The sequence below is a fragment of the Halomonas sp. AOP13-D3-9 genome, from assembly GCF_052379125.1.
Taxonomy (GTDB): domain Bacteria; phylum Pseudomonadota; class Gammaproteobacteria; order Pseudomonadales; family Halomonadaceae; genus Vreelandella.
Window position 1 is genome coordinate 54,824 of record NZ_JBQSYH010000003.1, and the last position, 19,545, is coordinate 74,368.

A 19,545-nucleotide genomic window follows, 5' to 3' on the forward strand; every position below is an offset into this window, starting at 1 on the left:
AGTATTATGATTATTTAAGGTGCTTTTTTAAGGTGCATTGACAGTGTTGTTCACTAAAGCAAATGGCGATATAGCCCGATGGCAGGATTAGCCCTCATCCCTTGGTAGGAGACGCCATGTATTCCCTGTTGGTGGCGGATGACCATCCGCTGTTCCGCGACGCACTACAAACCGTGATTAGCGGGGGCTTGGCAGGTAGCCAGTTATTGGAAGCGGAGAGCCTCGCTGACGCCATCGCGCTGATTGAAGCGCATACCGAGTTAGATCTACTGCTGCTGGATTTAAGCCTGCCGGATTCAGAAGGGCTAGAAGGTTTAACACGGCTGCGCGAGAAATTTCCCTTGCTGCCGGTGGCAATCGTATCTGCTCATCAGGAGCGTCAACTGGTGCTCGATGCGATAACCTTGGGCGCAGTGGGCTATATCCCCAAATCCACTCCCCGGGAAGCATTGCTGGCCGCGTTAACGCAGATTCTTGAGGGCCAGCTCTACCTGCCGCCCGATGTGATGCGCCGCCCAGCGCCGCGCACTACTTTGCCACAACCCGTCACCCAGGTTTCGTCGTCCAGCGAGCGCTTAGCGCGCTTAACCGACAAACAATTAGAGGTGTTGGCGTGCATGACAACAGGCATGTCGAACAAGCATATTGCCCGGGAGTTGTTGATTGCCGAAACGACCGTTAAAACCCATGTCTCAGCAATTTTACGTAAGCTGAATGCCACTAGCCGGGTTCACGCGATCGTTATCGCAGGAGAGGAGGATCTAAGCTTTCACCGGGCCAACCGCACTCGTTAGGCTGCGCTATTAGGCTTTATTGAGTAGCGTGCCAAGCAGCATACGCAGCCGCAGGGGCTTTAACGGTTTGAGCAAGCAGTGCATACCGGCTTCACGGGTGGCACGCTTAATCTCCGCTTCGTGGTTGGCCGTAATCACCACCGCTGCCAGGCCGGGATAGCGCCGTTGCAGCCGTGCGGCCAGCTCAATACCGGTTTCGCGGTGCTCGCCCAAATGGTAATCCACTAGTAACACCGCCGGGCGCTCACCGTCACTGGCAGCTTCCAACGCACTTACCGTGGCCGCCGCACGCACCCTGCACCCCCAACTGCCCAGCAGCGCCTGCATGCCTTCTATAATCGCCAGGTCGTCATCAATCACCCAAATAACACAGCCGCTCAACGCATCCTCTCCGGCCTCAGGCAGTATCGCGCTACGCGAGTTGCTGACGGTGGGAATCGCCGCCGTTGCATAGGGCACGGTAATCGAAAATAGCGCGCCCACGCCGGGGCGCGAGGCCAGCGATATCGGCTGCTCCAGCATAATGCTGATACGATCGACGATGGCCAGTCCCAGCCCCAAGCCGCGGCTGTGGGCACTGTTGGTCTGATTAGCGCGCCGAAACTCAAGGAAGATGGCTTCGCGCTGCTGCTCGGGAATGCCGGGGCCGGTATCGCCCACCATAACCTCCAGGCCGTCCCGTCTGCGCCGACAGCCCAACAGCACACGGCCCTGGTCGGTGTAACGCACTGCGTTGCTTAAGAAGTTACGAATCACCCGCGCAAGCAGCGCCAGATCGGACTCAACCACTGCGCTGGAAGGCACATAGTGAAGCGCCAGACCCCGCACCCCGGCCACTTGGCGATACTCTTCGGCTAGCGCGTCGAGCAGCGTGCTCACTGCAAAAGGTGCTTTATCGGCGTGGAGCACGCCTGCGTCCAAGCGCGAAATATCCACCAGCGTGCCTATCAACCCTTCGACATCTTTCAGCGAGCGTCCAATATGGCCTACTAACATTTGCGAGGTTTCTGGCAGTGAATGAGTCTCCAAGGCACTGGCAAACAGCCGGGCAGCGTTAAGCGGCTGCAGCAGGTCGTGGCTGACCGCCGCCAGAAATTTCGTTTTGGATAAGTTGGCAGCTTCGGCTTCGGCTTTCGCGGCCAGTAAGCGCGTATTGACTTGGCTCAGTTCGTCTAAGGTGCGGTGCAGCGCGTCGGTGCGCTCACGCACCTGCTCGGCAAGTAACACCGAGCGCTCAAACGCCGCATAGGGGGCCGGATCAGCACCGCCCCCGGTTTCCACCCGCTCCATCAGCGCTTGGCACACTTTACGCAAGCGGCGGTTCTCTTCCCGCAGCGCTGCCACGTCCGCCTCATCAGTGCCCTTTGCCGCTGCTGTGTGTTCAGCCGCGTCAGTGGCTGTCGTTAGTTGGAAGAGATCCAAACGCCACCCCCGTAAACGTTTGATTCACATGCATACCGTGATGCTGCTCGCCATAGGTATTGAAGCCCACTACGCCTGCTTGGCGCAGCAGTTGTGATGCCTGATCCAGTTGCTGCAGCGCCTCAAGCTCCATACGGCGCAGAAAACAGTCACAGCCAATAATCATGCTCGGCGCCCCCAGTCTTGCACCCACCCCGGCAAGCATCACTTTGAGATCATCCAACAGCGGGGTTGGCTGCATGGCCGTGAGTACAATGCCGTTTTCCACCGCGCAGTAAAAACTCAAGCTACTGTCACTGTTAACACGCTGAATGGAGCGCACATAGTGCTGCCCACCGATGCGCACGGCGAGTGGGTGACGGGCAAAAACGGCGGCGCTCAGCTGCGCAGGCGCCATACCTACCAGCTCCGCATAGACCTGGGCGGCGGGTAGCCCATTGAGTTCAATCACTCGCCGCTGCTCACGGTCAGCCTCGGTCACCACCAGCTTGTGGGTCAATGGGATTAAGTGATGGGTTGAGAACACTTCAAAGGGCAGCCGGGTGTTGATCATTACCACCACCGCCGCACGGGTATGAAAGTGCCCGGCGGTATACACATGGGTATGGCTAAGGTGATTGTCATCGCCCGCCGAGCCGCCAAAACTGGGAATACGCCCTAGCGCGGCGTCTAAGGTAGCCAGCACCTGCTCTTCACGACTGGATAGGCCATCCAGCAGGGTCAACGCAAAGCTGTGCTCATTAATCGGCGCGATGGCTTGTTGGCGACACTGCTCCAACAGCGTATCGACCAGCGGTTGAGCGTTGGCCAGCTCAAAATGCTCAAGATCATCAATCAGCGCCGTTTCAATGGCAAACAGGCGGCGATCAAATCCGATGGCCACGATGGAGCCGCGATCATAGCCTGCAGGCGTTATTTCTCCAGCAGTGGTACAGCCACTTAGCGGCGTGGTGGGGAAGCAGCTTTCCAGTGCGTCGGCCAGAGCCGCTAAATCATACTCCGCACTGCAGAAGAACAGCACGAAGCCCAAGTGTTCGTGGCGTAAAATGTCGGCTAGCTCCGCCGCGGCCTGGTTAGCATTAGTCTGCTGGCTGGTCGCAGTGCGAATACCCTGTTCAGCCTGATAAGTGGTCACGGCTCCACCTCTCCAGTGCGGCATGCGTATGCGCCGCTGCGAGCCTTAACGTACTAAATACTTCATCAAGTTGCGTGGATGTGGACCGCTGTGTTTTGGCTAATGTCTCAAGCTGTTTTGCCAGCTCGGCAATCTTGTCGGCCCCCATGCTTAATGATTCACCACGCAGTTGATGCGCAAGCCGCGCGACTTGCTGTTCCTGCTCTGGCGTTAAGGGGGTTGCAGCCAAGCACGCAGCCAATTGAGCGGAGTAATCACTGACTTGCTGGTGGTAAAGCATGATCAGCTGGATCATGCTGGCTTCCCCCAGCGCTGTTTTCAGCATGCTAAGCGTGTCGCTATTAAGCAACGATTGCTCTCCAGTGAGCCCTGGGGTCACCGCTAACGCCGGTAAAGGCGTCTCGTCCAAGGACGACAGTTGCAACGCCAGTACGTTACTTAATGCAGAGAGCGACAGCGGCTTGGTGACGTAATCATCCATACCCACTGCCAGGCAGCGTTGTCGGTCATCTTCGGCGCCACCGGCCGTCATGGCAACGATCGGTACACTGGCTAACCACCCGCCCTGTTCACGCAGACGCTGGGTGACCGTTAGGCCATCCATATCAGGCAACTGAATATCCATAAAGATCAGATGCACCTGCTGCGACTGAACCATGGCCAAGGCGTCATGGCCACTCTCCGCCCAGACGATATCGCACCCTAAGCGCGCCAATAAACCCATCGCGACTTTGCGGTTGACAGCGTTATCCTCTACAAGCAGCAGCGTTGTGCCGGCAAAGTCCCGCTTGGGCACTGGGGGCAGCGATGTTGCTACGGGGTCAGCGGCGATCAAGGGCAACTCGCACCAGAAGGTACTCCCCTGGCCTGGGGTACTTTTTACCCCTAAATGCCCTTGCATGGCCTCGCTTAGCCGTTTGCAAATTGCCAACCCTAACCCAGTGCCACCAAATCGACGTGCCACCGACGCGTCTGCCTGCTGAAAAGGCTCAAACAAGCGTTGTTGTTGCTGTTCACTTAGACCACAGCCCGTGTCACTGATCTCAAAGAGTAGCTGCTCCACCGTTGAGGAGACTCGCACGCGGACTTCACCGTGGTCGGTGAATTTGATCGCATTAGCAATAAGATTAAGCAAAATTTGTCGCAGGCGGCCTGCATCTACCAGCACCCAGGTTGGCACCAGCGCATCCACATTAACCGTCAGCGCTAGCCCTTTCATTTTTGCTCGGGGTGCAAACAGCACCACCACGCTATCAATCAGCGGTTTGAGTTCTGTGGGCGATGTTTCAAGGGTTAAGTGCCCTGCTTCGATTTTTGAGAAGTCGAGAATTTCATTGATCATTGCCAGCAATTGATTGGCGCTATCGTGGATCGTATGGGCGTAATCCTCTACCTGAGCGGGGCTCGCTGATTCGCGTAACAACTCGCTCATGCCGATAACGCCGTTTAGCGGCGTACGAATTTCATGGCTGACCATGGCTAAAAAGTCTGACTTGGCTTGATTCGCCGCCTGAGCCTGTTTGGCAGTGACTTCCAGTTGGCGGCCAAGCTGCTCCTGATTGCGCCTTATCGCCGCACTTTCACGCATTTCGCGCACCAAAAAGGCAATCACCAGAAAGGCCGCTAAGCTCATGCCAATAATCAGGCTCATGAGTAGCTTGTAAAGCAGGCTAAGCTGGGCACGCTCTTCCGTCGCCGATTCAGCTAAATAGCCGTTAATCGCAATCACCAAGCGTTCAGTTAGCCGCGTTAGCGCCTGTAGTTCATCTTCCAGCAGCGCTACCGGCAACTGATCAAGCTCGAGCGCATTATAGGGCGTAAATATAATATCCAGCACATCAAGCTGCTGCTGGATTTGCCCCAATAGCTCACGGGCGGTATCGATCTGTTGCAGGAGGTTGCTGACTTCACCGTCGTTAAGCAGCGTGATGCGGCTATAGAGTAACTCAAAGCGAAGATTGAGTTCCTCGTGAGCCGCAGGTGATAACGGCTGACGGGTCACTGCCAACAAATGGTTCAGTAGCTGTACCGCATCACGATCCAGTTTATAGACAACCCATGCGGTATCTTCCCGCAGACTTTGAGTGAGATTTTCCTGCCGCCACGCAGCCAAGGTGGCGACGACCAGCGCCGCAGCGAACAGCAACACCGCGACAATGGCAACGAGCTTAAAACGAAGAGGATAACGCAGTAGACTGGAAGCCTGCGCATTAGAAGCGCTAGAGAACATCAATATGCATAACCTGCCATACCGCTCTAAAGCGAATTTTTTCGCTTAACAGCGTTTCATCTTGATCAAAGGGATAAAGCACCCACAAAGGGCCGTATTCTCGAATCGGAATCGCCTCACCATTTTTGGTCATGGCTAAGATAACATCGTGATCATTAAAATCACTGACCGGTATTTCGGCTTCGTAGCCGTTCAGCGCGGAGACGAGCACTGCATCACACTCCAGGCTTAACAGCGCCAGCAAATCACGCATTAATGGGCCACTATAGTGGCTGCTGCCCTCTGTCCAAGGCGTGCTGGTATCAAACTCGTGCTGGGGTAACGCCGCTAACATGGCACGGTCAAACTGGGCTTCACTGCCCACATTGGTATGATCAAGATTACCGCTGACGGTCAAGATAACTGGCCCGCTAGGCGCCTCTAAGTCATCAGCCGATTTAGCAAGCACCGCCAGAGGAGTGCTGAACATCAGCACGACCCACCCCATTAACAACGCTTTCACAGTGAACACCTCACACAGGATTACTCTCTGGTTATACCAGCCAGGAGCAATGGAAGAAGATAGCGTAAAGACTACGCTATCCCCTTGAGCAGGTCAGGGTAAATACTGTATTTCGGCGCTATTTTTAGCAACCAGAGCGTTATTAACTGTTCACAGTTGAGTTACGTTTTAATTTTCTCGAAGGGCTCAATGCGCACTAGCTCTTCATAGGCGTGCCAGCTTGCGTGGCCTAAAACGGGCAAGATCAGCGCCAAACCGATATAGAACGTCATCACACCCACCAAAACGCACAGGGTAAGAATCACCGCCCACAACAGCATCACACGGAAATTACGCGCAACACAGCGCACGCTGGCTTCAATACCCTCCATAAAGGTTAGGTCTTGATCCATCAGCGTGGGAATCGCTACAACGCTGATAGCGAAGGCACCAAAAGCCAGGATGCCGCCAGCTACCGTGCCAACCGCTAACATTCCTAAACCTTCAGAAGTGGTCAGCAGTGAGGAGTAAAGTGTAGCGGGGCTGGGGACTTCAAAGCCAAAAAACAGTGCAAAGAGAAGCGTTGCCAAGCGTATCCAGGCGAGGAAGAAGATCATCATCATCACGCCCATCATTGCCAGCTGCCCGGCATGGGGTTTCCAACTGCCGAATGCATCGCCTAGGTTAGGCACCTGGCCACGCTCCAGCGCCCTGCTGATGCCATAAGATCCCACTGCCACCAGGGGGCCAATAAACATAAAGCCAGCAATCATGGGCAGTAGCCAGTACCAGTACCCCATGGTGAAAGCGCCTAGGGTAATAGCGATACTTAGGCCCACCCAAAACATGCCATAAGAAAGGCTTACTACTGTAGCACGGCGAAAATCCTCTACGCCTGCAGCTAACCACGCCCTGGGTCGATCCAAACCGACTTTGTTGATAGTGATTTTAACGCTGGGCTGATCCGAAGAGTGGTTTGTTTTTGTTGTAGCCTCATTCATGGCATTACTCCTGTCGTTCCTGATATAGATCCTGGATTCAGGATTTACCTCAAACGCATCAACGCGGGTTACTCGCTGACGGTATTAATACCAACTCAATGGCTGAACATTATCTTTTAATACCCTCTTAATGTAGCTGACCAGGGCTCTTGGCGAGTGGCACTTTGAGATACGCGTACAAAAAATCCACGAAATAGCGGCAAAGCGTCAATTAAATTGCTGCGTTAGCAAAGATAGATATAGGGAACCCCTGATTAACGTAATGAGCGAAGGCCAGACAAGGCAAAAATCAACGAAAAAAGGATCGGATTCGCGTGCGAATTTACAGGTTGTAAATGAGCATTTTGAGGCGATTTCTAACGCCGTATGGTCGAGCGCAATAGTTAATCAGAGGTTTCATAGTTAAAAAGTGCTATCGACAGCCATAAAAAACCCCGAGCACTTGCCCGGAGTTCTTGGTTTTTCCTATGCGGCTCGCACTACACAGGCATGGCGTCTAGCGTACGATCATTACTGACATTTTGGCATGGTGCACAACGTGCTCGGCATTGGGACCGAGCACATAATCGACAAACTTACGCTTATTGTGGGAAGCCATGACGATTAGATCCACGTCCAGTTTTTTACCCGCTTTGATAATGGCCTCCCAAGGTGAACCATCCACAATGACGCTTTGCGTCTGGATATCGTCAGGCACATTCGTCTTGATAAAGTCGTGAAGCGCATCGGTAATCGCCGCATGCGCTTTTTTGGCGAAGTCCTTGGGGAAGTAGGAGCCCACCATGGGCATGCGATAGTCCGGCAGTACCGTGACCACATGCAGCGAGGCACCGAACGTCCGGCATAGCGTCAAGGCTGTGGGCAGCGCCTTCGCCCAGGAAGACTCCTCGTTCAAATCCACCGGCAACATGATTTTGCTGTACATGGCACTCTCCTTCACGCGGTGGCGGCAGCTTGCGTGTTATCACGACGGCGACGCTGCATCAAAACAATCAACCCAAAGATCAGGAAGGCAGGAATCCACATTAACTCTTTCGTCCAGCGGTCAACGGGGGCCAGTACTTCAATGATTTCTTGATCGAAGTCGAAACCAAGTTCTGCCGCCTGGCTGCCGTAGGTCACCATATCCACGGTTGCCGTGCCGTCTTCAATAAACAGCTCCATGCCCAGATTATCGAGCCGCTCCTGCCCCGTTTCACCTTCCGGCACCGGTAGCGTCATATAGGTGGTCATGGGGTCGCCATAATCATCTAGACCGGCAATCTGTAAGCGCAGGGTGGAGTCTTCGTCGACATCGCCCAGCGCTTCGACGAACTGCGCGGGCGGTATCGATTCATAGGGATCATGGATCATGTCCATCCAGAAGCCGGGCCGGAACAGCGTGAACGCAATCAGCAGCAATACGACAGACTCATACCAACGGTTGCGGGTAATCATGAAGCCCTGGGTCGCCGCGGCGAAAATCAGCATGGCGATGGTCGACACCACAAAGATCAGTACCCCCTGAAGGAAGGTCACATCGATAAGCAGCAGGTCGGTATTAAAGATGAACAAAAATGGTAGCGCCGCGGTGCGCAGGCTGTAGTAGAACGCCTGGAAGCCGGTTCGAATGGGATCGCCACCCGATACTGCCGCCGCCGCAAAAGAGGCAAGCCCCACCGGTGGCGTAACGTCGGCCATGATGCCGAAGTAGAACACGAACAGGTGTACCGCAATCAACGGCACCAGCAAGCCGTTTTGAGCACCCAAGCTGACGATAACCGGTGCCAACAGCGCTGATACGACGATGTAGTTAGCGGTCGTTGGCAGCCCCATGCCGAGAATCAAACTAAGTACGGCGGTAAGCAGCAAGATCAGCATCAAGTTACCCATGGCCAGTGTTTCCACCACTTCGGCCAACACCAGGCCCACCCCAGTCTGGGAGACGGCACCGACGATGATACCGGCGGTGGCCGTGGCAATGCCGATGCCGATCATATTGCGGGCACCCGTGACGAGACCGTTCCACAGATCCATCGCGCCCTCACGCAGATCCGCACGCATATCGCTGCGACCCCGGAAAATCGACGTAATAGGGCGCTGGGTAAGAATGATAAAGATCATAAACACCGTGGCCCAAAAGGCCGACAGCCCAGGCGACAAACGCTCAACCATCAGACACCAGACCAACACAATGACCGGCAGGATGTACTGCAGGCCCACTAACACCGTCGGCTTGGTTTGCGGCAGCGAATAGATCGGTTCGTTAGGGTCATCGAGTTCGAGTTCGGGATAACCTGCCGCCAGTTTAAGCAGGGCGATATAGATGATGGTAAGCCCAACCGCCACTACCCAAGGTGTCGCATCGCCCAGTACCGGCTTGAGCCAGCCAAGACCGTAATAGACCGCCAGGGCGGTAACCATCATCAGTAACAAACCACCCAGAAAACCGATTACTTTGTTAACCAGCGGCTTAGGTGGATTGCTGCTTTTAAGCCCCTGCATATTGGCCTTTAAGGCCTCAAGATGAACGATATAAACCAGCGCAATATAGGAAATCAGCGCGGGCAGGAAGGCATGCTTAATCACCTCGACATACGAGATGCCGACATACTCGACCATTAGGAAGGCAGCCGCCCCCATTACCGGGGGCATAATCTGACCGTTGACCGATGATGCCACTTCGACGGCACCCGCCTTTTCGGAGGAGAACCCAACGCGCTTCATCATCGGCACCGTAAAGGTACCGGTGGTGACCACGTTGGCAATCGAAGAGCCGGAAATCAGCCCGGTCATGGCCGAAGCCACCACAGCGGCCTTCGCTGGCCCACCGCGGTAGTGGCCGAGTAGCGAGAACGCCACCTTGATAAAGTAATTGCCCGCGCCCGCCTTATCGAGCAAAGCACCGAACAGTACAAACAGGAACACGAAGCTGGTGGAGACCCCCAGGGCAATACCGAAGACCCCCTGAGTCGTCAACCACTGGTGGTTAATCAAGCCAAAGAGACTTACCCCACCATGGGAAAGAATACCCGGCATCCAAGGGCCAGCCAGGCTATAGATAAGAAATACCGACGCCACGATCATTAACGGCGGGCCAAGTGCTCGGCGAGTCGCCTCAAGCAATAGCAATATCCCGGCGATACCAATAATGACGTCCTGCAATATGGGGGCGCCAGGACGCTGGGATAACTGCTCGTAAAACATGAACATGTAAGCGCCACAAAAAGCCGCTGCCGCGGCAAGCACCCAATCCTGAATCGGAACACGGTCGCGCGGGGAGCGCTTGAGTGCCGGATAGGCCATATACGCCAGAAACAGCGCAAAGGCTAAGTGAATAGAGCGGGCTTCCGTGGCATTAAATACACCAAAACCCAGAATGAAGGGCACCGGGGAAGCGATCCACAGTTGAAAAAGAGACCACGCTGCTGCAATGCTCACCAAGAGCTTCCCGGGCATGCCGGCTGGTTTACGGGCTCCCGTGTCACTGGAGGCGACCATATCCTCCAAGTCTAACCCAGCTCCCGAAGGCCTGTTCTTATCGTCTGTCATATGCCTGCCCTGCTCCGAGTCGATTGACGCATCATTGCCATATCGAAATGCCCTATCCACATTCTCAATGCCTTATCAACATTCTAAACCAAAATGCGCGGCACCCTGAGGTAACCGCGCATTTCTTACCAAGGTAGCAATACCTTAGGCTTCTGGATTACTCAATCCAGCCCTGTTCACGGTAGTAACGCGCCGCTCCATCATGCAACGGTGCGGAAAGACCCTGAGTTACCATCTCTTCCGGAACAAGATTTTCGAAGGCCGGATGCAGACGCTTGAAACGATCAAAGTTGTCAAAAACCGCCTTGACGGTTTGATAGATCACTTCATCGTCAGCTTCAGCGGTGGTGACAAAGGTCGCCGCCACACCGAAGGTTTCGACATCTTCGTCATTACCGCGATAAAGACCACCCGGGATGACCGATGCGGAGTAATAAGGGTATTCATCGACGATGCCTTGAATATCTTCGTCGTTCAGCGGAATCAGACGAGAATCAACGGTAGTGGTCGCTTCCTGAATGGAGCCATTGGGGTGGCCAACCACATATACCATGGCATCGACGTTATTATCGGCGAGTGCCGCAGCCTGCTCGGCAGCATCAAGCTGAGATGCCAGAGAGAAGGTATCTTCGGTCCAGCCCTTGGCGTCCATCACCACTTCCATAGTGTTGCGCTGGCCTGAGCCTGGATTACCAATATTGACGCGCTTGCCTTCCAAATCATCAAGGGTCTCAATGCCTGAGTCAGCACGCGCCAGCAGGGTCAAAGGTTCACCGTGTACGCGGAACACTGCCCGCAACGCTTCATAGGGTTCGCCTTCGAAATTACCAGTGCCGTTATAGGCCTGATACTGCACATCGGATTGCGCGACCCCCATGTCCAACTCGCCGGACTTGATGCCATTGATGTTGGCAACAGAACCACCGGTGGAAGGTGCATTACACTTGATATTGGCCTCTTCCAAGCGATTTACCAGGCGACAGATCGACTGGCCGACCACGTAATACACACCTGTTTGGCCACCGGTGCCGATGGTGATGAATTGCTCATCATCCTGGGCCATTGCCGGTGAGGCGAAGGCAGCGGCGGCAAGCAGCGCACCGGAGAAGGCAGTAGTGGAAAATACATGGCGTTTCATGAACACACCTCTTTATATTGATGTTATGAGCATATTTGATGTTATGGGCATCGTGCGCTTTGTTCTCACCTGACGAACCGTTCCTTCAGGTAGACTTGCTCCAAACGCTTTTTCAAGACAGCCTATTTTTAAGGCCGCCTTTTTTTTAAGACAATTTGTTTTTAAGACAAACCGTTACAGGCATCCCTTTGGCTACCTGCTAACACTACTTTAGCGAAAAAAACCTGATTAGCGAAATGTAATACGCTAAAAAATGCGCTTCGCTGACCTCTAATACTCAGTGTAGCGGTCTTCATCGTTTAGGGAACGTTAATTGCGATGCCGCCTTTGCATAGGCTAAGCGACACCAATCAAACGTTGTAGCCCAACACGCTGGGCAGCCACAGCGCGATGGCGGGGAAAACGGCCACCAGCGCCAGGGCGCAGCCCATCGCAACGACAAACAGCAGCGCCCAGCCGAGAGTTTGCTCCAAGCGAATTTTGGCTACTTCCGTGGTCACCATCAAATTGACCGCTACCGGCGGGGTAAATTGACCAATGGCAATATTCATTGCCAATAGAATCCCAAACCACACCGGGTTCCACTCAAAATGCTGCATCACTGGGATCAAAATCGGCATCATAATCAGATAAATCGAGATCGCATCCAGCAGCATCCCGGCGACCAGCACTGCCAACATCACCAGAATCAGCAGCAGCACGCCGTTATCGGTCAGGCTAATAATCCACTCGGCCAGGTGGCGGAAGGTGCCCAGCATGGTGCCCGCCCAGGCGAAAATACCTGCCAGCGCGATAATCAGCATCACCACGCCGGAGATAATCGCCGCCTCACCCAATAGCTCCCATAAATCGCGCAGCGACAGCTCTCGGGTAAGAAAAAGCCCGACAATCGCGCCATAAGCGACGGCCACCACTGCGGCTTCGGTGGGTGTAAACAACCCTGAACGCAAACCGCCCAAGATCAGCACGGGAGCAAACAGCGCCGGTATCGCCTGTTTAAAGGTGGTGCGTACGCTTAGCCGTTCGGCGCCCTCTACCGGCGTGCCGCCCTCCCAGCCGTAGCGTTTGGAAACGATCATGGCAGGTACCAGCAGCGCCAGCCCGGCCAAAATGCCGGGAAATAATCCCGCTGCGAAAAGGGCGCGCAAATCGACACCCGGTACCACAATCGAGTAGAGAATCAACGCCACTGAAGGGGGAATCAGAATAGCGGTAGACGCTGAGGCGGCAATCAGCGTGGCCGAAAACGGCTTGGGATAACCCGCTTTGGTCATGCTCGGCAGCATTACCATCGCGACGGCCGCCGCATCCGCGGGGCCTGAGCCGCTCATGCCGCCCATAATCATGCACACCAGCACTGCGACCAGCGCTAAACCACCATGGCGCGGGCCAATCAATGCCTGGGCAAAGCGCACCAAGCGCAACGCCACGCCGGAACGCTCAAATATAAGCCCGGTTAAAATAAACAGCGGAATGGCAATTAACGGGTACTTGGCGATGCTGTTGTAGGTGTTGGTGCCCATCGTCGCCAACATATCCGGCGACAACCCCAGCACGATGCCCACCGCCCCGGAAAGCGCCAATGAAAAGGCCACAGGCACACCCGCAATCAGCAAGCCTGCAAAGGCCAGAATCATCCATATATCAGGGCTCATCAGTGAGCCTCCCGGTCAAGCGGTCAGCGGTTTGCTGGAACAGGCGCCAGAACATGACCGCGGAAAGCACCGGCAGCCAGACTAAATACCACCACTGGGGCAGCCCAAGCCCTGGCGAAAGCGACTCCCACTGATACTCTTGCCAGGCTAACTTGCCGCCGTACCAAGTGATCAATCCCAGTACGATGGCGCCGCAGAGCGCTTGAAAAAGAATCAAAGCACCACGGTACTTAGCGGGCAAGGCGCGTTCCAGAAAGCCAATGCGAATATGCCGGTTACGCCGCAATGCCACGGAAGCGCCCGCAAAGGTAAGTACCACGAGCAGAAAGACGGAAAACTCTTCAGTGAACGAAAAAGAGCCACCGGTTACGTAGCGTGTAATGACATTACCCAGACTAATCAACGAGATAATAATTAATGCCAGCGCACCCAGCCAGCGTTCGGGGCGCGCATCAGGAAAGCCTTTCATGGCAGCCTCACAGCAAAAAATACCCGGCCCTCAGGGCCGGGAGTGACAACATCAAAAGTAATTAGCGGGCGTCGATAGCGGTTTGTGCAGCGTCTACCACCTCTTCACCAATCCGCGGCGCCCATTTTTCATAGACAGACTGTGTGGCCTCAACAAACGCCTGGTACTGCTCGTCAGAAAGCTCAGTGACCGTCACGCCGCGCTCCTGGATGGCCGCTAGCCGCTCGCCCTCCTCTTCACGGGTCATGGCGATTTCCCACTCACCGGCTTCTTGAGCGGTTTCACGCAGCATAGTTTGCTGCTCTTCACTCAATGTTTGCCAGACCTGCTGGTTGACCGCAAAAATCAGCGGATCATTCATGTAGTTCCAGAGCGTTAGATGCTCTTGGCCTACTTGGTCGATACGCGCCACATCAAACACTGAAAGCGGGTTTTCCTGACCGTCTACCGCGCCGGTCGTCAGCGCGGGCTGCGCATCCGTCCAGCTCATCTGCGTCGGGTCAGCACCGAGTGCCGAGAAGGTGTCCTGGAACAGCGGCGAGCCCACAACGCGAATTTTTAGGCCATCCAGATCATCTGGCTGACTAATCGGACCACGTGAGTTTGAGACCTGACGAAAGCCATTTTCCCCCCACGCCAGCGGAATAACACCGCGGGATTCAATCGCCTCAAAGACCAACCCCCCCGCTTCCCCACCAGTGACCGCATCCACGGCGGCTTCATCGGGAATAAAGAATGGCAAAGAGAATAGATTAAGCTCCGGCACCTGAGGCGACCAGTTAATGGTCGAGCCTACGGCGGCGTCGATCAACCCAGAGCGCATAGCAGAAAATTCGCGGGTCTGGTCGCCAGAGACGAGTTGAGAGTTGGGATAAACCCGCAGCGTGAGTTCACCTCCGCTGCGTTCTTCCACCAGTTCGGCCCACTTCTCCGCCGCCTGCCCCCAAGGGAAAGCGTCAGACAAAACGGTGGAAACCGAAAGTTCGCGAGCCTGTGCAGAAAGGGAGGCGGAAAGCAGTGCCGCACCAGCAAAACCAGCGGCCAAACCAGCCATTGAGCGTGTCAGCGTCATGTTAGATCCTTTTTTAGCTATTTTTATGGTGTGCGTTTTTATGGTGTGTCGATAACAGTTGCGAGGCTTTTGAAGAAGCCCCGCTTATTGTATGCACTTAGCGCGCGAAAGAAACACGCCTAAAGTTGGCATGATGCCACCGCCGCTGTCATCGTAACGTCACATATCCGCGCGGGCCAATCGGTTAGACTGGTCTGTCACCGAGTTTGGAGTTCCCCATGCAGATGCTGGCGCTTTACAGTATCAAAGGCGGGGTGGGCAAGACCGCCTCCGCCGTCAATCTCGCTGCCGAAGCGGCACGCGACGGCAGGCGAGTGTTACTTTGGGATATCGACCCCCAGGCTGCCACCACTTTCTACCTGCGCAGCAAGCCCAAAGTGCGCGGAGGGGTCGACAAACTGGTCAAGGGCAAGGCCGATCTCGATCGAGCGATCCGCGAGACCGACATTGAGGGGCTCGACCTGCTGCCTGCTGCGCTGGGCTCGCGCGATTTGGAAGCGTCAATGGAAACCCGTAAGCCTAGTCGGCTGCGCAAGATTCTCAAGCCGGTGATGGCCAGTTACGACTTGGTGATACTCGACTGCCCGCCGAGCCTGTCGGGGCTCGCCGAGCAGATTTTCTCAAGCGTCGATGCCCTGCTGGTGCCGGTGGTGCCGACTACCCTATCGTTGCGCACCCTTGAGCAACTGGACAGTCATCTCGACGCAGTCGAACAGGCCTGCCCAATCTGGCCGTTCATAACCCTAGCCGACCGCCGCAAGACTCTGCACCGCCAGGTGATGGAGACTCTCAGCGAACGCTGGCCGAGGCGCCTGTCGACAACCGTGCCCAACGCCAGTGCGGTCGAACGCATGGGTATCGAACGCGCGCCGGTAGGGCATTTCGCCCGCAGCAGTCCAGGCGGTCGCGCCTATGCCGCGCTATGGCGAGAGATCGCTCAGCGTCTGCAATAACTGTCTACAACGACCCGGTCGCCCACTACGATGTTTCGTGAGGTGAAACCGCTGTCGTTAAAGCCTTATTAACTCTAGGCACTGAGTAGGCAAAAGGACGGGGTCTAAGGTCTGCATCCCGCTGTGCTTTTCCTTGATACAAGGGAGTGGGGCAGCATCAGGTTATTAACTTGCCGCCCTTCCAGCACCTCAATCAACATGGCAACCGCTTCGCGTCCGAAGGCTTCCGCCGGTTGGGCAATCGTGGTCAGCGGTGGGTCGCTATAGGAAGCGAACGCAATATCGTCAAAACCTGCCACCGAAATATCCTCCGGCACGCGTAGCCCTGCTTCTTTGATACGGCTCATGGCGCCTATCGCCATTTCATCACTTTCACAAAAAATAGCAGTGGGCCGCTCCGCTAATGCAATCAGCGTTTCAGCCGCCTGATAGCCCGCCAGAGGGGTGAAATCGCCAGGGCACAGCAAGCACTCATCCAACGCAATACCCGCCGCGCTCAACGCATCCTGATAGCCCAGTTGGCGGTCACGGGTTAACGGGCTGCGCCGCGGTCCTTTAATCATGCCAATTCGCCGATGCCCCAGGGCAATTAAGTGCTCGGTGGCCTCGCGAGCCGCCGCGCGGTTATCCAGCTTGACGGTAGGACACGGCGCATCGTCCAGCACCTCGCAGGCATTGATCATGGGCAATGCTGCCCCGGCGGGAAAGGCATTGTCAGAAAAAGGGTTGAAAGCGCGCAGTTGGATCACACCATCCGCCTGGCGCGTCGTCACTAAGCTGGCGTATTGAGTTTCCATCGCCTCATTACCGAGCGTATTACACAGCAGTACGCCGTACCCGCGTGCTTGGGCAGCTTCCTGGATGCCGCTGATGACCCGCGCAAAGAAAGTGTTGGCAATGGTGGGCACCAACACCACCAAATTATAAGTGCGTTGTGAACGAAACTGTACCGCCATCAAGTTAGGCTTGTAGCCCGCCTGTTCAACCGCCTTGAGCACTTTTTCACGGGTGACGGGTGAGACGATATCCGGCGACTTCAACGCCCGCGACACGGTCGCTACCGACACCCCCGCCAACTCGGCGACCTTACGTATATTGGTCATGGACTCTCTTAACGTTATTTAATCGCCGTTAGCAGATGATTGCGCGGCATTATTTATCTCAGCTTAACGCATCCCAGCGTTAAACTCAGCGCGCTATTTAACGACCCCTTTTTCAACACCGATAGACCTTTGTCGCATTGACGCTCACAGCGTGGCGGCCTAATTTCCACTTAAATGTAACCGGTTACATAACGGTTTTGATAACCGCTTTACTAACCGTGAATATCAACAAATACAGTTTGCTTAAAACAGGAGCCTACCTATGCCGCGACCCAAGCAGTCACGTATCCGTATCGGCATGATCGGCGGTGGACAAGGGGCGTTTATCGGCCAGGTTCACCGCTTAGCCGCCCGCCTCGATGATACTTGCGAGCTGGTGTGTGGTGCCTTTAGCCGCTCAGCGGATAATAACCAATTGACCGGCGAAGCGTGCCACCTAGCCGAAGAGCGTGTGTACGCTGACTGGCAGCAGTTACTCGAAGGCGAGCAGCAACTTCCCACCGAACAGCGCATGCAACTGTTGGTGATCGCCACGCCAAATCATCTTCACGTGCCGATCGCCGAAGCGGCGATGCAGGCAGGCTTTCATGTATTCTGCGAAAAACCGGCGGCAGTATCGCTCCAGGAGGCCCAGCGCTTAGCAGAAAGCTGGCATGCCAGCGGTTGCCTGTATGGCTTGGCGCATACCTACTTAGGCTACCCCATGGTATGGCAAGCCCGGGAAATGGTCAGCGAGGGCCAAATAGGTAGCATCCGCAAAATTCATGTGGAGTACCCCCAGGGCTGGCTAGGCGAGCGTTTAGAACAGCAGGGTAATAAGCAAGCCGCGTGGCGCACCGACCCTTCGCTCGCAGGCATCAGCGGCTGCATGGCCGACATTGGCACTCATGCGTTTGGCCTTGCTGAGTTTATCTCTGGTCATCAAGTTAGCGAGCTGTGCGCATCGCTTTCCAGCCACGTCGACGGCCGTCAATTGGACGATGATGGCGATGTGCTGCTGCGCACCGACCAAGGCGCCAGCGGAACCCTGGTGGCCAGCCAGGTCTGCAGCGGGGAAGAAAACGCACTTAAAATTCGCATTTACGGTGATCGAGGGGCGCTGGAGTGGCACCAAATGGAACCCAACAGCCTGCTCTACCGCCCGCTTCAAGCGCCGATGCGCACGCTCCGTGCGGGCATCGACCAACCCGACCTTTTTCCCAGCGCGATGCAGCGTCTGCGCCTACCCGGCGGCCATCCCGAAGGGTATCTGGAAGCACTCGGCAACCTTTACCGCGACTTCGCCCAGGCGATTCATCAAGGCCAGCACGGGGACGTTGATGGCGTTCCCGGCATGGCATCAGGGCTACGCGGCATGGCGTTTATCGAGGCCGTCACCACCAGCGCCAAAAGCGAACAGAAATGGACGCCGCTGCCCGCCACTGACCTACCTGGAGCTTAACCATGCCAACTACCCATAGCGGCATCCGCGGGCCCGCCATTTTTCTGGCCCAATTTATCGGTGATGAAGCGCCTTTCGATAGCCTCGACGGTATCGCTCGCTGGGCGGCCGAACAGGGCTATCAGGCCATTCAACTGCCCACTGTTGATAGCCGCTTTATCGACTTACGCAAAGCCGCTGAAAGCCAAACGTACTGTGATGAACTCAACGCCCGCTGTGAACAAGCCGGCGTTGTAATCAGCGAACTCTCTACCCACTTACAGGGCCAACTGGTCGCCGTGCATCCCGCCTGTGACGACTTATTCGATGATTTCGCGCCCGCCGAGCTGCACGGCAAGCCCCAGGAGCGTACCGAGTGGGCCATTGAGCAGCTAAAACTGGCTGCCAAAGCCAGCCAACGGCTGGGATTAACGGCTCACGCGACGTTTTCCGGCGCGCTGCTTTGGCCCTTCGTTTACCCCTGGCCCCAGCGTCCCGAGGGGCTAGTCGAAGAAGGGTTCAACGAGCTGGCCCGGCGGTGGTGGCCAATTCTGGATGCCTTTGAAGAGGCAGGTGTTGACCTGTGCTTTGAGATTCACCCCGGTGAGGATCTCCATGACGGCGCTTCTTTCGAGCGTTTTCTAGCCGCGGTGGACAACCACCCACGGGCAAAAATTCTTTTTGACCCCAGCCACTTACTGCTCCAGCAGCTCGATTATCTCGATTTTATTGATCGCTACCATGAGCGTATCGGCATGTTCCACGTTAAAGACGCTGAATTTAACCCCAATGGCCGCAGCGGCGTTTATGGCGGCTACCAAGGCTGGGTAGAGCGCCCTGGGCGCTTCCGTTCATTAGGCGATGGGCAGATTGATTTCAGCGGTATTTTTAGCCGCCTGACCCAATACGGGTTTAATGGCTGGGCGGTGCTTGAGTGGGAGTGCTGCATTAAGGACGCCGCTCAGGGCGCTGCAGAGGGCGCGCCTTTTATCGAAGCGCACCTGATTCAGCCCGCCGGTCGCGCCTTTGACGATTTCGCTGGTGTCACCGCCAGCCCTTCTCGAAACCGACGAATTCTCGGTCTTCCTCCACACCGCTAATTGATTGTTTTAAATCAAGACAGCAATCACGACCACAACCA

At 55.6% G+C, this 19,545-nt stretch carries 16 protein-coding genes; 4 read left to right on the top strand and 12 right to left on the bottom strand.

The window, feature by feature from the left end; genetic code table 11:
- Positions 1–116: 116 nt before the first annotated feature.
- Positions 117–794: a response regulator gene (locus tag ACT3UM_RS03975; RefSeq protein WP_498896323.1), complete on the top strand. Its 678-nt coding sequence runs from the start codon at positions 117–119 to the stop codon at positions 792–794.
- A 9-nt stretch (positions 795–803) separates the two neighbouring features.
- Here ACT3UM_RS03975 and ACT3UM_RS03980 read toward each other — a convergent pair whose 3' ends face one another.
- From ACT3UM_RS03980 to ACT3UM_RS04030, 11 genes are all read right to left on the bottom strand, one after another.
- Positions 804–2,216: a hybrid sensor histidine kinase/response regulator gene (locus ACT3UM_RS03980; RefSeq protein WP_498896325.1), complete on the bottom strand. Its 1,413-nt coding sequence runs from the start codon at positions 2,214–2,216 to the stop codon at positions 804–806.
- Positions 2,185–3,351 (bottom strand): nitric oxide-sensing protein NosP, encoded by a 1,167-nt coding sequence (gene nosP, locus ACT3UM_RS03985; RefSeq protein WP_498896327.1) that lies wholly within the window; start codon positions 3,349–3,351, stop codon positions 2,185–2,187. Before nosP ends, ACT3UM_RS03980 begins: the two co-directional genes overlap by 32 nt.
- Entirely contained in the window at positions 3,332–5,581 is a 2,250-nt protein-coding gene (locus ACT3UM_RS03990; protein WP_498896329.1) for a hybrid sensor histidine kinase/response regulator, read from the bottom strand. Before ACT3UM_RS03990 ends, nosP begins: the two co-directional genes overlap by 20 nt.
- A complete protein-coding gene (locus ACT3UM_RS03995; protein WP_498896703.1) occupies positions 5,571–6,068 on the bottom strand; it encodes a putative pterin-binding protein in 498 nt (165 codons plus the stop codon). The genes ACT3UM_RS03990 and ACT3UM_RS03995 overlap by 11 nt, the downstream gene beginning before the upstream one ends.
- Positions 6,069–6,244: 176 nt before the next feature.
- Positions 6,245–7,063, bottom strand: coding sequence for a DUF2189 domain-containing protein (locus tag ACT3UM_RS04000; RefSeq protein ID WP_498896331.1), 819 nt, complete (start codon positions 7,061–7,063; stop codon positions 6,245–6,247).
- Positions 7,064–7,559: 496 nt separating this feature from the next.
- A complete protein-coding gene (locus tag ACT3UM_RS04005) occupies positions 7,560–7,988 on the bottom strand; it encodes a universal stress protein (protein ID WP_498896333.1) in 429 nt (142 codons plus the stop codon).
- A gap of 11 nt (positions 7,989–7,999) precedes the next feature.
- Positions 8,000–10,594, bottom strand: a complete 2,595-nt coding sequence (locus ACT3UM_RS04010) for a TRAP transporter permease (RefSeq protein WP_498896335.1) — start codon at positions 10,592–10,594, stop codon at positions 8,000–8,002.
- Positions 10,595–10,751: 157 nt separating this feature from the next.
- The gene (locus ACT3UM_RS04015) at positions 10,752–11,732 is read right to left on the bottom strand and encodes a TAXI family TRAP transporter solute-binding subunit (protein WP_498896337.1); all 981 of its coding nucleotides are present in this window, start codon (positions 11,730–11,732) and stop codon (positions 10,752–10,754) included.
- Between the two features lie 350 nt (positions 11,733–12,082).
- Positions 12,083–13,387 (bottom strand): TRAP transporter large permease, encoded by a 1,305-nt coding sequence (locus ACT3UM_RS04020; protein ID WP_498896339.1) that lies wholly within the window; start codon positions 13,385–13,387, stop codon positions 12,083–12,085.
- Positions 13,377–13,856 (bottom strand): TRAP transporter small permease, encoded by a 480-nt coding sequence (locus ACT3UM_RS04025; protein WP_498896341.1) that lies wholly within the window; start codon positions 13,854–13,856, stop codon positions 13,377–13,379. The genes ACT3UM_RS04020 and ACT3UM_RS04025 overlap by 11 nt, the downstream gene beginning before the upstream one ends.
- 61 nt (positions 13,857–13,917) lie before the next feature.
- The gene (locus ACT3UM_RS04030) at positions 13,918–14,928 is read right to left on the bottom strand and encodes a DctP family TRAP transporter solute-binding subunit (protein WP_498896343.1); all 1,011 of its coding nucleotides are present in this window, start codon (positions 14,926–14,928) and stop codon (positions 13,918–13,920) included.
- 218 nt (positions 14,929–15,146) lie between these two features.
- Between ACT3UM_RS04030 and ACT3UM_RS04035 the strand changes: the two genes are divergently transcribed.
- Positions 15,147–15,881 carry a ParA family protein gene (locus ACT3UM_RS04035; protein WP_498896345.1) on the top strand — a complete coding sequence of 245 codons (735 nt, stop codon included), beginning with the start codon at positions 15,147–15,149 and terminating at the stop codon, positions 15,879–15,881.
- A 104-nt stretch (positions 15,882–15,985) separates the two neighbouring features.
- Here ACT3UM_RS04035 and ACT3UM_RS04040 read toward each other — a convergent pair whose 3' ends face one another.
- Entirely contained in the window at positions 15,986–16,984 is a 999-nt protein-coding gene (locus ACT3UM_RS04040; RefSeq protein WP_498896347.1) for a LacI family DNA-binding transcriptional regulator, read from the bottom strand.
- 262 nt (positions 16,985–17,246) lie between these two features.
- Between ACT3UM_RS04040 and ACT3UM_RS04045 the strand changes: the two genes are divergently transcribed.
- Positions 17,247–18,425, top strand: a complete 1,179-nt coding sequence (locus tag ACT3UM_RS04045) for a Gfo/Idh/MocA family protein (RefSeq protein WP_498896349.1) — start codon at positions 17,247–17,249, stop codon at positions 18,423–18,425.
- A gap of 2 nt (positions 18,426–18,427) precedes the next feature.
- A complete protein-coding gene (locus ACT3UM_RS04050) occupies positions 18,428–19,504 on the top strand; it encodes a sugar phosphate isomerase/epimerase family protein (protein ID WP_498896351.1) in 1,077 nt (358 codons plus the stop codon).
- Positions 19,505–19,545 lie beyond the last annotated feature (41 nt).

Bases quoted from the DNA above. Each gene is read 5' to 3' on its own strand.
- ACT3UM_RS03975 (WP_498896323.1), top strand. From the start codon at position 117: ATGTATTCCCTGTTGGTGGCGGATGACCATCCGCTGTTCCGCGACGCA.
- ACT3UM_RS03990 (WP_498896329.1), bottom strand. From the start codon at position 5,581: ATGTTCTCTAGCGCTTCTAATGCGCAGGCTTCCAGTCTACTGCGTTAT.
- ACT3UM_RS03995 (WP_498896703.1), bottom strand. From the start codon at position 6,068: ATGGGGTGGGTCGTGCTGATGTTCAGCACTCCTCTGGCGGTGCTTGCT.
- ACT3UM_RS04000 (WP_498896331.1), bottom strand. From the start codon at position 7,063: ATGAATGAGGCTACAACAAAAACAAACCACTCTTCGGATCAGCCCAGC.
- ACT3UM_RS04005 (WP_498896333.1), bottom strand. From the start codon at position 7,988: ATGTACAGCAAAATCATGTTGCCGGTGGATTTGAACGAGGAGTCTTCC.
- ACT3UM_RS04010 (WP_498896335.1), bottom strand. From the start codon at position 10,594: ATGACAGACGATAAGAACAGGCCTTCGGGAGCTGGGTTAGACTTGGAG.
- ACT3UM_RS04015 (WP_498896337.1), bottom strand. From the start codon at position 11,732: ATGAAACGCCATGTATTTTCCACTACTGCCTTCTCCGGTGCGCTGCTT.
- ACT3UM_RS04020 (WP_498896339.1), bottom strand. From the start codon at position 13,387: ATGAGCCCTGATATATGGATGATTCTGGCCTTTGCAGGCTTGCTGATT.
- ACT3UM_RS04025 (WP_498896341.1), bottom strand. From the start codon at position 13,856: ATGAAAGGCTTTCCTGATGCGCGCCCCGAACGCTGGCTGGGTGCGCTG.
- ACT3UM_RS04030 (WP_498896343.1), bottom strand. From the start codon at position 14,928: ATGACGCTGACACGCTCAATGGCTGGTTTGGCCGCTGGTTTTGCTGGT.
- ACT3UM_RS04035 (WP_498896345.1), top strand. From the start codon at position 15,147: ATGCAGATGCTGGCGCTTTACAGTATCAAAGGCGGGGTGGGCAAGACC.
- ACT3UM_RS04040 (WP_498896347.1), bottom strand. From the start codon at position 16,984: ATGACCAATATACGTAAGGTCGCCGAGTTGGCGGGGGTGTCGGTAGCG.
- ACT3UM_RS04045 (WP_498896349.1), top strand. From the start codon at position 17,247: ATGCCGCGACCCAAGCAGTCACGTATCCGTATCGGCATGATCGGCGGT.
- ACT3UM_RS04050 (WP_498896351.1), top strand. From the start codon at position 18,428: ATGCCAACTACCCATAGCGGCATCCGCGGGCCCGCCATTTTTCTGGCC.